General features: G+C 25.5%; 16 protein-coding genes and 1 pseudogene. 2 read left to right on the top strand and 15 right to left on the bottom strand.

Annotated elements, in window-relative coordinates:
• Positions 1-221: 221 nt before the first annotated feature.
• The 4 genes from I2E83_RS16300 to I2E83_RS16285 form a co-directional block, all read right to left on the bottom strand.
• Positions 222-809 carry a hypothetical protein gene (locus I2E83_RS16300; protein ID WP_195431011.1) on the bottom strand — a complete coding sequence of 196 codons (588 nt, stop codon included), beginning with the start codon at positions 807-809 and terminating at the stop codon, positions 222-224.
• Between the two features lie 310 nt (positions 810-1,119).
• Complete coding sequence (locus I2E83_RS16295; protein WP_195431009.1) at positions 1,120-1,389, bottom strand: hypothetical protein; 270 nt, start codon at positions 1,387-1,389, stop codon at positions 1,120-1,122.
• A 21-nt stretch (positions 1,390-1,410) separates the two neighbouring features.
• Positions 1,411-1,875: a pyridoxamine 5'-phosphate oxidase family protein gene (locus tag I2E83_RS16290; RefSeq protein WP_195431007.1), complete on the bottom strand. Its 465-nt coding sequence runs from the start codon at positions 1,873-1,875 to the stop codon at positions 1,411-1,413.
• A gap of 42 nt (positions 1,876-1,917) precedes the next feature.
• Positions 1,918-2,532 carry an NUDIX hydrolase gene (locus I2E83_RS16285; RefSeq protein WP_195431005.1) on the bottom strand — a complete coding sequence of 205 codons (615 nt, stop codon included), beginning with the start codon at positions 2,530-2,532 and terminating at the stop codon, positions 1,918-1,920.
• A gap of 110 nt (positions 2,533-2,642) precedes the next feature.
• Here I2E83_RS16285 and I2E83_RS16280 point away from each other — a divergent pair, with 110 nt between their 5' ends.
• Positions 2,643-3,407 (top strand): stage II sporulation protein P, encoded by a 765-nt coding sequence (locus I2E83_RS16280; RefSeq protein ID WP_195431004.1) that lies wholly within the window; start codon positions 2,643-2,645, stop codon positions 3,405-3,407.
• Between the two features lie 90 nt (positions 3,408-3,497).
• On the opposite strand, the gene I2E83_RS16275 is transcribed toward I2E83_RS16280, so the two are convergent.
• The 4 genes from I2E83_RS16275 to I2E83_RS16260 form a co-directional block, all read right to left on the bottom strand.
• Complete coding sequence (locus I2E83_RS16275) at positions 3,498-3,824, bottom strand: hypothetical protein (RefSeq protein ID WP_195431002.1); 327 nt, start codon at positions 3,822-3,824, stop codon at positions 3,498-3,500.
• 22 nt (positions 3,825-3,846) lie between these two features.
• Positions 3,847-4,230: a VOC family protein gene (locus I2E83_RS16270; protein WP_195431000.1), complete on the bottom strand. Its 384-nt coding sequence runs from the start codon at positions 4,228-4,230 to the stop codon at positions 3,847-3,849.
• 66 nt (positions 4,231-4,296) lie between these two features.
• Positions 4,297-4,890: a GNAT family N-acetyltransferase gene (locus I2E83_RS16265; RefSeq protein WP_195430995.1), complete on the bottom strand. Its 594-nt coding sequence runs from the start codon at positions 4,888-4,890 to the stop codon at positions 4,297-4,299.
• 25 nt (positions 4,891-4,915) lie between these two features.
• Complete coding sequence (locus I2E83_RS16260; RefSeq protein WP_195266842.1) at positions 4,916-5,077, bottom strand: hypothetical protein; 162 nt, start codon at positions 5,075-5,077, stop codon at positions 4,916-4,918.
• An 828-nt stretch (positions 5,078-5,905) separates the two neighbouring features.
• On the opposite strand from I2E83_RS16260, the gene I2E83_RS16255 reads away from it, so the two are divergent.
• Positions 5,906-6,664, top strand: a complete 759-nt coding sequence (locus I2E83_RS16255; RefSeq protein ID WP_195430992.1) for a hypothetical protein — start codon at positions 5,906-5,908, stop codon at positions 6,662-6,664.
• A gap of 361 nt (positions 6,665-7,025) precedes the next feature.
• On the opposite strand, the gene I2E83_RS16250 is transcribed toward I2E83_RS16255, so the two are convergent.
• The 7 genes and pseudogenes from I2E83_RS16250 to I2E83_RS16220 all read right to left on the bottom strand — a co-directional run.
• Positions 7,026-7,712, bottom strand: coding sequence for a 5'-methylthioadenosine/adenosylhomocysteine nucleosidase (locus I2E83_RS16250; RefSeq protein ID WP_195430988.1), 687 nt, complete (start codon positions 7,710-7,712; stop codon positions 7,026-7,028).
• A gap of 163 nt (positions 7,713-7,875) precedes the next feature.
• Positions 7,876-8,142, bottom strand: a complete 267-nt coding sequence (locus I2E83_RS16245) for a hypothetical protein (RefSeq protein WP_195266840.1) — start codon at positions 8,140-8,142, stop codon at positions 7,876-7,878.
• Between the two features lie 487 nt (positions 8,143-8,629).
• Entirely contained in the window at positions 8,630-10,921 is a 2,292-nt protein-coding gene (locus tag I2E83_RS16240) for a hypothetical protein (protein ID WP_195430985.1), read from the bottom strand.
• 18 nt (positions 10,922-10,939) lie between these two features.
• On the bottom strand, positions 10,940-12,160 hold the full coding sequence (locus I2E83_RS16235) for a leucine-rich repeat domain-containing protein (RefSeq protein WP_195430982.1): 1,221 nt from the start codon (positions 12,158-12,160) through the stop codon (positions 10,940-10,942).
• Between the two features lie 394 nt (positions 12,161-12,554).
• Positions 12,555-12,926: a hypothetical protein gene (locus I2E83_RS16230; RefSeq protein WP_195430979.1), complete on the bottom strand. Its 372-nt coding sequence runs from the start codon at positions 12,924-12,926 to the stop codon at positions 12,555-12,557.
• 628 nt (positions 12,927-13,554) lie between these two features.
• A complete protein-coding gene (locus I2E83_RS16225; RefSeq protein ID WP_195430976.1) occupies positions 13,555-13,944 on the bottom strand; it encodes a hypothetical protein in 390 nt (129 codons plus the stop codon).
• Between the two features lie 8 nt (positions 13,945-13,952).
• Positions 13,953-14,553, bottom strand: a pseudogene (locus I2E83_RS16220) (hypothetical protein); the annotation flags it as partial.

Raw genomic sequence — 14,553 nt, 5'->3', positions numbered from 1 at the left:
TTTTATAATTTACTCTTTCACACTTTTTATTTATGGTAATTTAAAACATCACTGGCAGTTGTTCATTTTTTTAAGTCTTTCAGATAATCATTTTTATACTAAGTGCATAATCTATATAGTCCATTTATAACGTGTTTAATTTATAAATAGAAAATACCGTATATTCATTTTTGAATATACGGTATTTGTATAAATACTACTTTTATATAGATTTTTATTAACTAATTATATCCTTTAAATGGCTTTTGCTCTGCATAGTATGGAGATATATTGCCATCTATATTAGTAACTTCTTTTCCCTCTTCTGAAAGACCAATAATATCAAAATCTGAACCCTCAAATTTATCCATATAAACAAGCCATATTCTTGTACCATTTGCATTAATTATTTTTGCTTCATCTTCTATATTTCTTTTTTTCTCAATAATTTTGACTTTACTTATATCAGGGTTCCCAATTAATCCAAAATATATTGGAATTTCAGTCTTTTTTATAGATGGAAAATAATTGTATGATAAACCAAGTTTTTCTGATGTAAATTTTATATCTCCTTGCACACCACTGTAAACTGTTTTGTACCCACTAATTCCTTTACTTACAATCGCAGTATATAATGTATTACCATCAGAAGTATAGCTAAATACTATACTACCTTTATCATTTTTTTCCTCATGAATGATACTTACTTGTTTTGAGCCTAATACATTTATTGCCTCTTCAATTGTTTTTGCACCACTGTTAAACTTAATAAGTAAAAATAAAGAAACAACTATTAATATAAATGTAATCAAAATTACCTTCTTTTTCATAAATCCCCTTTCAAACATCAATCTAGAACCTTATAAAGTAATCATCTTCTTTAACAATATCTTCTGAATCATCCTTAGATGCTCCTATTGAAATTAAATACTTATAAATTAGAGATACGCCATTTTTCACTAAATCATATACAGCATCCCTAATTTTCCTCTCTCCCCTTACAAGTTATCTTTTATGGTACCATGTATATATAACTTTTTTGCATGGTAAAAGGTGAAAATACAAATTAAAATTTTTATTATTTGTTATTCAATATCGAAGGTATTCTAATTAACTATTTCTAATTGCTGATAATCTTTTTTATGAATATCTCAAACGAGTAACATTATAGCTATAAAATAAATAAATAGTTAATATTAATAAAAAGCTAAAAATAATTATAACTTTTTTCTTTGTAGTTATATCTTCTCCATTATCCATAATCTTTCTGTTTATAACACCAGTAAAGAACGGCATAATATAAATAAATACTAATAATCTTTTATTAATTGAGTAGATTAATAGCAATAATGTAAATAAATTTATTACTATTGCTGACATTACTGGATTTTTATATAGTATTTTATTCATAAATTTATCTCCATATAAGAATTATCTTCTTGCCTTTCCAGATATATAATCTATACTAAGCTTTATTACTTTAGTTTTAGCACTAGCGTTTTTGATGTATCCTTTACCCTTTTCAATATAATCTTTTGAGTATTTATTAATTAATTCTAAAAAAGCTTCATTCTTTTCATCTTGAAAAACTTCTTTTGCTCTTCCAAATATTATTACACTTTCATATTTGGTGCTAAACTTATCTGGTAATAAATCTGTTTGTCCAACTACACAAAATGATACTTTATCATTATTCTTTATATTTTCCAACTTATGTCCTTCTACTGCGCTATGAAAATATATTGCATTATTTGCATAAACATAACTTAATGGAACTCCATATGGATATCCATTTTCATCTACTGTAGATAAAATTCCATATTCGCATTTTTTTAATATATCTATTGCTTCTGAAGTTTCAATTTTTCTATCTTTTCTTCTTATTTCTTTAAACATATTTATTCCTCCATAACCACATTCAATTTATGTAAATAGAATCTAGTCAAATAATGTTTTCCAATTTGAACTTCTATATGCTTCAAAGCACATTTTGATTTGCTCTTCGTTATTTTTTTCTGTTGCTAATAATGGTAAGTTATCTAATGAAAAATAATCACTTTTTATTGTTTCAATATTTTCCTTAAATTCTCCATCTATTAAAGAACATAATACAAAAACTTTGCACACTTTATATGCATATACAGGTAAATTATGCTTTTCTCTATCTTGAACAGCAATTATCGTATCTGCTTTAACATTTAAACCTGCCTCTTCCTTGACTTCTTTTATTGTATTTTCCTTTACTGATAGATCTACATCTACCCAACCACCTGGCAATGACCAAGTACCATTGTTTTCTTGAACTAATAAAATTTTATTATCTTTAAATATTGCTGCTCTTGTATCTAATTTAGGAGTTTGATATCCAATTTCATTACAAAACAAGTCCTTTACTTTTTCTAAAGGTATATCTGATTGTAAACTTATCATTTCTGCTGAAATTTCTCGAATTCTTTCAAAACGTTCTATATCAAACTTATCTTTACTATAATAAAGACCTCCTTGTGCAATACTTTGTAATTCAATAGCCCAATCTAATATCTTATTATTCATTTTTATTCCTCAACCTCTTTATAAATTTATATTTGTTAATTATCTTTAAATTCCTTACATAATATAAATATTTATTTAATATATATCTAAAGAAAGGATGTGTATTTTAAGTGAAGAAAATCTATAAAACCATTATAATATCAATAATACTTTTAACTATATGCACAACATTAGGATATGTATATTCATATATAAGAAAAGAAAGTTCTATATCCAAATTAAGTAAACTAGATAATCTAGAAACCACTAAATCCATTGATGAAAATAATGATGCATCAAATGCAACTCTATTAGATACTATTAAAGATGTAACTAGTGATAATTTATCTACGCCTTTTTCATCTGATATAGTTATATATAATAGTCATCCAGACGAAAATTATGAATCTGGTATTAAAGTAACTGATTTAGGCGCTTTAATTAATCATGAACTTAATACTGAAGGCTTAAACAGTAGTTTTATTAGCTCCCAATCAAATATAGAGTATATAAGTTCATATAAAATTTCAAATGAATCTATAACTGAAAATATACCTGGATATGAAAACACAATCCTTTTAGATATTCATAGAAGTAGTAGTGATTCTTTTGAATCTGATTCTAAAATGATTACTTTTGTCCTTGCAAAAGATAATCCACATTTTGAAGAAAATAATAAATTTGCAGAACAACTAGTAAATGAAATTTTAAAATCTGATAAAGTAAAAGCATCAATATATTATTATGATATTACTACTGAATATTTAAGACGTAATCAAGAATTATCTAACAATTCAGTAATAGTGGAAATAGGCACTGATAAATCAAATGATAATTTTATTCAAGAATGTGTAGATGTACTTGTAGGCTCATTAAAAAATATTAAAAATTCTTAATTTAATTATACTTATAGGCTTACTGCTATCTTATATTTAGTAAGCCATTACCCTTTTCAATAATAATTTATTATATATTTCCATAAAGTTCTAGATATATTTTAGCATTTCCTCTACATCACATCCATTTAATGAGTACCACGTAATTCTTTCCCATATATCACCTATATTATTATCTTTAAACACTTTTGCACTAAAAAAATCCTCTAAGCAATCATAATTATAAGCTTGCGATCCATCCTCAACCAATCCATACCAATAAATTTCTTTATTATTATCCTTGTTTGAAGTTTTACCTAACCAACAATCTTGATATTCTATATCATCATCAATACAAAAATTCATTTCAATACACGTATTATTCTCTAATACATTTACATTAAGAATTCTTATTAAATCCGTTAATTTAATTTTCATCAGACTGTCTCCTTTACTAAATTTAAGATTCTTTTATTCCAAAACCTATCCATCTACCATCAATATCCTCAATAACAAATTCTTTATTATGATAATCAGTCTTTGATAATTGACGAACAACTTTAGCTCCTGATTTTTTAAATTCCTCTTGTAAGATTGCTTGATTATCTGTTATAAAATACGCATCATAACCATATCCATATAACTTTCTATTTGGAATCACTTCTTGTCCATTTGACTTTGTTAAAATAATTTCAGTATAATTGCGATACAAGCAAATATGCGGCTCATTTACATCAAGATATTCTTTCACTGTGAATCCTAATACTTCTTTATAATAAGCTGCTGTCCTTTTTATATCAGGCGTTGGGAAAACACAATGTGACATATATAAAATTTCTTTCATGATATCAACTCCTATATGAAAATACTAATCCAAGCTGCTCTATAATAAATATATTCTAAAGTCATTTTATAATATTATCATCTTGCAGCACTTGTCCATAATTTCATTAACTAAATCTTCATCAATATTTTTAATTGATATTAATGGTTTTGGTTCAAAGTAACTATCATTAATACTCTTTTCATACCAAGTAACATCATGCCACTTTCCAAATTTATATCCAGTATTATGATAAACTCCTAGCTTCTTAAATCCAAAATACTCATGTAACTTCTCACTATTCAAATTATTAGAAGTAACTCCTCCATAAAGATTTTTGATATTTTGTAGTTTAGATATTTCAATTAAAGCTGTATAAAAAGCTTTTCCAAGCCCATAACCTATATATTTATTATCAATATAAACAGATAATTCAACATTCCACATATAAGCTGCTCTTTCCTTATGTCTATATGAATACACATATCCAATTATTTTTTCATTTAAAGTACAAACTAAATAAGGATAATCTTTGGATATCTTTCTAATACGATCTTTGAATTCATCAACTGTTGGTACTTCATATTCAAAAGTTATTACTGTATTCTTTATGTATGGTGTATATATTTCTAATATTTCTTCTGCATCATTTTCATTAGCCATTCTTATTTTTATATCCATTATGTCCTCCTAATGATCTAATAATTTATTTTTCCTCCTCACTTTTTTTATCTATTATTTCCTTTATTTGAATATTTAATTTTTTCACTTCATTTTTAAGTCTTTTTTGAATAATCAATACTCTGAATATAAATATTACTAAAACTATTGGTATAACTAGTTCTAGTAAAGTAACTAACCATTTCATACCTATTCCCCCTTAATAGTTTTTCTATTGTAATTTTTAAAATTCAATTTTTTTATCTATTCTTTTTATAAATATATAAATATTACACTTCTTTTGATAATTATACCACAATTTGGAATATATTATTTATTCCATTTATTTTATTTTTATTATCATTTACGAGTATATTTTTTAAGAGTTAATTTTAAGAACTTTATATAGGTTACATCATTAAAACAAATATTATAAATTTAAATAAAGTATCATTTATAATTTAATAAAATATCTGAAACTATACTAAAAGTACTATTACTTAATATTAATCTCAAAGGGGCTCGCGAAACGCGAGGTCCTTTGAGATTTAGATATCTCTCGTGTTAAAGTTAATCTGATATTGTTAGTTCAATTAAAACTATATTTGAATCATTTAAATACATCTCATGTTAATGTTAATCGTTTTAGTTAATCTATCTAATGTCATTTCAACCATATTTAAATACATCCATGTTAATGTTAATCTACTTTAGCTTTACTATCTGCTAGCAAATTAACATTATTCAAATACATCTAAGGTTAATTTGAATTTAAGTGTTTCTTAAATTATATATTTTAGCAAAATCCATGTAAATACTAGAATTAATAAGACTTTTACCATCCGTATTAAAAGTGAATGAAATTTATTTATATACCATCCTTAATTATAAATATTTAATATTTGTTATTAAACTCTATCTCTATATAAGTTATAACATATTTTGTAAAACTACATTCTATTAATTCTATATGGAATAAACATAATATTTATTATATAATATATTTAAAGTAAATATTTGTAATAAGGTGTTGCAAATGAAATTTTCTAAATTAATCGCACTATGTACATTAAGTATATTTTTAATTGGTTGCAATAAAGTTCAACTTAAAAGTAAATCTGAAGATAACGATTCAATTATAACTGAAGATACTAATGAAGAAACTAATAATACTACTTTGAATAACATTATAGAAGATAAAAATAAAATTGAAATTCCTGATAACAGTAAAAATGTTGATAATCCTGAATTAAGAAATTACACCTTTGTAGATAAATACATACAAGGAATAAATTTAATTAAGGAATTTTGTAAAATTAACTCTTTAGATTTGAAGTATGTTGAGCCTATTCAAGATAGAATCGGTAGATTTGATGCAGAGCATGGTGTAAATCTATTAGAAATTTTATCCTCAAAAGGTTCAGAAACTGTTAATTATTTTACGGAAGATGATGTCTTAAACGTCGATATAAGTATTGACATAACACAAATAGACCAAAACTTAAGAACTCCTGAAAACAATACCTTTTCTCATATAATATATAAAGCTTCAATAGAAAATATAGATGAGCAATTTAATTTTAAGAATTCGAAATTAAATGAATTTAGAAATACTTTAGTTGGAATTAATAATTTAGATTATGAAAAAATAAATAGTTATATAAATGATATGAGTTCTAAGAAAAATAAAGACTATATGGTGTTCTTTAATAAAATTGATGACGATGGATATGAAGTTATTAGAATAGAAAATAATAATTGCTATTATCGGCTTGTTTACGATCCTAATCTTTAGCATTTTCCTTATAATAAAAAGTTTGATTTTGTAACTTTAATATTGTTTATAATAAAAAGCTTGATAACTTCCATAATAAGCGATCAAGCTTTTTATTTTATTCAATGTATTTTTACTCTTAATTTTATAATAATTGATTAACTAACTTATCTTTTAATTATATAATAATATTATTACGATTATAGTTATCATAAATTGTAGCACTGTGACTACAAATATAAATTTAACATACTTATTTACCGACTTAATTTTAATAGTGTTAATAAACTTTATTAAAAGACATACCATCATTGATATAAAAAGATTCTTGCGGATAATACTTTTTATTAATTTTAAGTTCATTTCTCCATTAAGCCATCTTTTATTCTAATAATTCTAATATCTTTTTTACGATATCAACAGAATTTTTAGATGCAATTGAACAATTAGATTCAAAAACATCTACCCCACTTTCATCCTCAGTATCTGTTATTGACCTAATTGCTATAAAAGGAATTTCATTTACATAACAAACATGAGCAATACTTGCTGTTTCCATATCTACACAAAGTGGATTAAATTTTGATATTATTTCACTTCGTCCTTTATTATCTATAAATGCTTCACCAGTTACTATTTTCCCAAATAGTATATTTTGACTAAAAGTATTTTCATTCACTATTATCCTACATAACGATAATAACTTTTTATCACTTTCAAAATATATTGTCTTCATCCATGGATGATACTCTGTTAAAATCTCTTCTGCAACATCATGGTATGCTACTTCTGTTGAAATAACTGTATCTCCAATATTTAAGTTTTTATCTATTGCCCCTGCTACTCCCGTTACAATAATATGATTCACTTGAAACTTGTCTATTAAAATTTGAGCTGCAATTGCTGCATTAACTTTACAAACACCACAATATAATACAACAATATCTATATTCTCATATTTACCAATATAAAACTTTAGCATTGCATGTTCTTCTAATTTCTCGGTTGAAAGTTCATCAATAAAAGGTTTTATTTCATCTTCTGAAGGGCCTATAATTCCTATTTTCATAAATTCATCTCCAATTTCACCATTTATTTCTGTTATCCTATTAATAAACCATTCTAAAATTAACAATATCTATCGTAAATATATTTCTACAAATTCTTTTCATGTCCTTTATACATTTTAATAATTTATTAGGATATATTATTAATATATCTAGGTTATTACTCTAATAGATAGATTCTTCAGCAATTAATGGACGAATAAAAACTTTCTGAAAAACGGTATTTTCATAAATTAATTTATCAGCAATAGAAATACTTATTAAAAAAGTTAAAAATACAAAAATTATATACCCAATTTTATATAAATTAGATACTTTAAGTAATGTTTTACAATTGATACACTCATATGGTTTGTGTTGAAATATATCTATTTCATCAATCATTACAGATTTGCATGCAGGACATTTCATTTTAAATATTTTCTTAAACATTTTTTGTTACCTAATCAAAATTAAAATAATTAATTATTTCTTTTAAGAATCTTCTTCTCTTATTCCTATTTCTATTTTACCGTAAATTTCATAATACTATAATCTTTTGTAAACATCTTATAATTAAAACAATAATTGCCCTAATCTTACGTATATGAGGAAAAATGCAAAACTAAATATATGAAAAATAAAGTTAATAACTTAACTTATACATCATTATCACTTCTATCCTTATAATTAATTAAAAGACATAATAAAAATCCCAAGTACATAAATACTTGAGATTTTCATATCTATTGTAGCTCGAAAGCTCCTGTATAAAGTTGATAGTATTTTCCCTTTTGCTTTAAAATAAAATTATTTCTTACATTTGCCGTCAATTAATCATTAACGTTATAATATAAATAATTATAATCTTACTTATAAAATATTGGACTTTAAATCCTTTATTTATTGCTCTTACTCTACTTGCACATTTACTATCAATTTATCTCACCCTTGTTCTAACTCCACTAAATATATTTCCCTTTACTTCTAGAGATGGATAAACCACTTTTTCTTTACCTTTCTTATATCCGATTACTTCAACATTATAAGTGTTATATTCTACTTCCAAAGGAACATAAAAATCAATATAAAGTTCTTCCTCTTTATCATCTATTGTAATCTCTTTATTTAATGTTTCATCTAATTCACTAAACCTTTCATCAAATGTTATTTTAACTTTTTCTATCCCACCATATAGTCTAACTTTTAAAACCCCTTTTTCTCCTTGTTTAAATATAGGCTCATATGGACTAAAGGCCCTACTTATAAATGCTTCTATCTTGAATAAATATAATTCTTCATCAAGTAAAATACTTGCATTTCCAACATTATCTGTTGCAGTTATTTTTATATCTATTTTATCAAGTTCACCAAAGTTTAAATCCGTTATCTTTTTTGAACATTGGTAAATTCCATTATTATTAACCAAGGTTTGTTTTACTGTTTTTAAACCTGATCTATACTCAAGTGCTATTTCTTTTATTCCCGAACCTTCCTCAATTATATTATATATATTTGTATAAATGTACTCACCATCATTATATATATCTATATCATTTTCTTTATCTACAACTTTAGGTGCAGTACCATCTATATGTAAAAACTTGTTACTATCTACATAATCACCATATTTCATAAAAATATCTTCCTGATATTCAGTTTTATTGTATAATTTGTATGTAGTATCTTCTCCATTAATAATATATTTCTGAGTGTTCTTAACATAATTCTTATTGTCAGTTACATATTTAGTCAATTTAGAATTACCACTAAGGGTAAAAGTGTTTTTAGTTAAATTATTCTCTAATACTGTTCCTATAATATCTGTTTTTTGTTCTAAAATTTCATTATCTTCGCTTTCAAATTTAACATAATTATGAGTTGGATATTTATTAGTATAGCTATCAAAATAACCATCAACATTAATATCAACATCACTATTATTTTTTACATAGTAGTTTTCTTCACTTTTGTAATCATAGTTAAGTATTTCTAGCTTACCATTAAAAGGCTTCAAACTATATATAGTAAGAGTATGCTCTAATCCATCTCCGAAATTTCCGTCACCATTATCTTTCAACATATTAAATGAGAATTTATAATCTCCTTCTAATAAAGGTGGTAAGCTAATTGTCCAACTATAAGATTGTCCTGGTTTAACTTCTACTCCATCATCTAATTCAAATTTTTCATCTATATTTATATCTGAATATATATTTTGTAATTTAATTAAATCTTCCTTTTTCCATGATAGAGTTCCAGTATTTTTGGCATTAATTTTCACATTTATAGATTTATTTTCTTCTAAATATCGTGGTATTGTATGAGTAAAACTAGCATTTAATGTTTTTTCTATTTTCTTTTGAGCTATACCTTTATAAGCTTGTTCCCAAACTCTTGTATCATCTGTATACACATATCCACTATAAATTTGTTTATATACTGTTTTATATACTGTTCCACTTAGTGAATAGTTATAAGTAGTAGTTCTAACAAGTGAACTTTGTCCAGTATATGGCGGTGTGTAACCATTAGAAGGATTAGATTTATATACTTCGCTTGTGCTATTACTACTACCATTATAGCTATAATTAACGCTTCCTTTATAAATTCCATCATTGTAAGAAGCAGAAGTTATACTTGAGTCACTCCAGGAAACAGAAAAATTACTAGAAGATTTAGCATTTCCATATCCAGTTGAGGTTTCTCCTCCCCAAACCGAACCTACTTCCCAATACTCCCACGTGCTTGTATCTGAAGCTTTAAACTTTTCTGCTGTATAATTAGGATTTTCACTTAATGATCCACCGCTTATGCAAGTTCTAATAAACCCTTGTTGCCTTGAAGCACTACCACTAACACTTTTACTTGTAATATCAGATTCATAAGAGCCACTTTTATATATATAACCAGAATATCCACCACTATTATAATAAGTGCTCCCCGAAAAACTACTTGTATCTTGGATTACCGTTATTTCTACATATTTAGGTATTGGAGCAGTACCGCTTATAACATTGGGATTTCCTTCCCTATAATAATACCCTGTATAACCTTCTGTATCATTGTAATATATAGAATTGGAAAAGCTGCTTGAATATGAGGTTTTAGTCGTTGAAATATCTTTATTATATATAATTGAATAATCTAGCATATTGGCAAAAACATTAAGATTTCCTAACAAGCTAAATATTATAATAGTCAGAATAGATATACTAATCTTCCTTTTCATTGAAATCACCAATTCTTACTAATAATCAATTTCACAATTAATTAATATACTTCTTAATTCAGCAACATAATTATCATTATTATTATTGTTGTTTCTTATTAATAAACTTTTTAAATTATTCATTTGTTTTAAATCATTGAACATATCGTCATTTAAATTAACATATAAAAGACCTAATGTTTGTAATTGTTTCATATTTTTTATAGCATTAACATTGCTCAAGTTCTCATTATTACTTAATCCTAAATATGTTAATTGTGTTAAGTTTGACAATCCATTTATATTTGTTATGTTAGTATTTGATAAATTTAATTTTTTCAAATTTGTTAATTTACTCAAATGTCCAACCTCTCTTATATTGTTAAAGCTTAAATCTAAATATGTTAATTTAGTTAAATTTGAAAGTGGTATTATATCTTCTATATTATTATAAATAAATTCACCAATATTAGGATTAAAAACCCCTCCTAGATTAATCCAATTAAGATTAGTACAATATTGTAACCCTTCTAATGATTTAATACCTTTGCCACCTATATCTAATGTCTTCACTTTTAATAGTTCTTGCTTAGTTAGTTCTCCTTCTTGCTTGTTAATAACTCTTCTTATTTCATTTTCTAGAATTTTATCTTCTATTAAAGAAATAGGAACTGGCTCACTTGGAGTTGTTGGAACAACCTTATTTAATCGAAAAATTAAAGAATTTGTCCAATCCTTAATTCCATTACTATCGCTTAATAGCAAGTCATTTAAAACAGTTAATGCTTCATCTATTGTTTTATCTGTCTTTTTACTTTCAGCTATTTTAACTAAGTCTAAAGCTTTTTCCTGTAATCCTTGTTGAATCTTATCTACTGCTAAACTATAAGAATTTTTCCAAGTTTGAGTTAATTCATTAGGAATACTCTTTTTAGCAATATTTATATTTGTTTGATTAGATTCTTTTTCAGCTTTTTTTATAGAATTAACTATATTTACTAATATCGGGTACTGAACAGTATCAACTTGTTTTGAAAATTCTCCTATAGCCCAACCCATATTTTCAGGAAGCTTCTTTATTTCTACTCTCGCATCATTTACTGATACTTGGGTTCTTACTGTTAAAGCATTTTGTGTAGCATTATAAGCATTTTTATAAAGTATATCTGCATTAGCTGTATCTGCTCTAGCTACACTTGTAGAAATTGATTGTATCATAACAATACTCGTAATAATTGAATAGATTTTTCTTTTTCCCATAAATACATCCCCTTAAATATATATTAAAAATACACTTTTCATAATAAATAATAGTATTTATAGCAATTTTTGTCAATAAATTTATATTATAAAAAATTAAGGATGGTAAGTATTTTTTTGATATAACCCTTTATAGTAGATAGTTTAAATAATAAAAACTAATACTATGAATAAATCATATCACTTATTATTCAGCTAGTCTTTTAGTGCTTTTCTTCTTTGTTGATAAAAAATGTTTTCCTTCCTATTTCCCCCTAAAAAATGCAGGCATCAAAATATAGAGCAGCAATATAAACATTGCATGCATTACCTTTAACATATGTTTCAATTCCATTCTTATCAATTGGTATAACTCTGCCCCATCATAAATATCTATGAATGAATTACATTTATATTATGGAATTATATTATCATTCATAGCTTTAGTAAAGCCATTCCCTGTAAATGGTGGTGCATCTGTTATTGTTCCACCTAAATCAACTCCATATTGAATTTCAAATTTTTCTACATGAGGTGCTTTAAAACGGATTTCCCCTAATGAGCTATCTAAATCAATTTTATATGCAATCCCTGGATAATCTAATCTTGAACTTTCATAAATATCATCGTATTTAGTTAAATCTAAAACGTCATCATACTTCGTAACATGCCCTCCAACTTGTGTATAACTACCATCTAAATATTTACTAATATCATCGTTTGGAATTACTTTTTGCATTGTAGTCATATTATCAGGCATTGATAAACTATCTCTAATTGATTTCATAGCTAATTTTTCAGAATCCGTTAATAATGCTACATCTTTAACTCTTAGTTCATTGAACTTATCAACTGTAAATCCATTTTTATTAATTATATCAGTTATATTTTTACCAGCTTCTCTTACCCCCTTGGGGCAGAGTCTGTCTTTTTATTTTTAGTGCCAGAGTTGAGTGTTTTCAACCATTACCACAGTTTTAATGCTACTTTCAAGTACTTATCATTTTTAGTATTATGTAGCTACTTTTTAGCCTTAATTTTCCTTAATCTGTTAACCTTATTCTATCATGATACTTCTTTTGTTCTATACTAGGTATTATACATAAGCAAAAAAATATCGACACTATTGTAGTATCGACATTTCAGTTACAACGATATTTTCTTGTACTTTAGGTTGAAAATGGGCATAGGTGGTAAATATTTTAGAAAATATTTTTAGTTTCATCAACTAGAATTTACTTTTCAATTTTATCTCCCAGTCTGCCCCCTCTGCCCCTATTCACTGCATTATTAATATTATGCAGTATTAAATATTCTTACTGTTACTGATTTAACTATATTCTAGTGTTCTTTCTTTTTATTCAGTTATTTTCTAATATTTTTTGTATTGTGTTTTATATAAAATTAGTGAAATATTATATAGATTCTTTGTTTATTTTAATTATTACGTCTTTTTTTTCTACCCACTTTTGGTATATTCCTTTATCAACAATTTCCATCCCCAATTGTAACCAGTCTTGATAATTACCAGTCATTGCACATATTAATAACATATTATCCCTTTCATCAGTAACTGAAAATTCATATCCACAATATTCAGCCTTAGTAATTTTTCTATATATTTCATTAATTTCTGATTTTAACACATACTTATAGCATTTTACGCCTTTATTAGCTCTATTATTCTTTATAAATCCGTTAATTATATCACTTTCGTCATCTGAACGTAGAATAACACTGCCATCAGCACGAATACCAGCTTGGTATTCTTTCCCTTTATAGATTGCAAAAATATTACTTTTCATTCTTCCTCCTATTTAACTGGCATAAATCTACCATCAATTTCATTAAATACTGCTATTAGTGTTTCAATTCCATTTTTATCAATTTTGTATAACTCTGCACCTTCATAAACATCTAGAAATGAATTGCATTTATATTCTGGAATTATATTATCATTCATGGCTTTAGTAAATCCATTTCCTGTAAATGGCGGAGCATCTGTTATTGTTCCACCTAAATCAACTCCATATGGAATTTCAAATTTTTCTGCATTAGGTGTTTTAAAACGAATTACCCCTAATGAACTATCTGAATCAACTTTATATGCAGTCCCTGGATAATCTAATCTTAAGCTTTCATAGATATCGTTGTATTTAGTTAAACTTGAAACATCATCATACTTAGTAACATAACCGCCAACTTGTGTATAGCTACCATCTAAATATTTGCTAATATCATTGTTTGGAATTACTTTTTGCATTGTAGTCATATTATCAGGCACTGATAAACTATCTCTAATTGATTTCATAGCTAATTTTTCAGAATCCGTTAATAATGCTACATCTTTAACTCTTAGTTCATTGAACTTATCAACTGTAAATCCATTTTTATTAATTATATCAGTTATATCT

Source organism: Clostridium sp. D46t1_190503_E9 (assembly GCF_015555225.1).
Taxonomy (GTDB): Bacteria; Bacillota; Clostridia; order Clostridiales; family Clostridiaceae; genus Clostridium.
The sequence above is the reverse complement of the archived record's forward strand: the minus strand, read 5'-3'. Positions and strand labels throughout refer to the sequence as shown.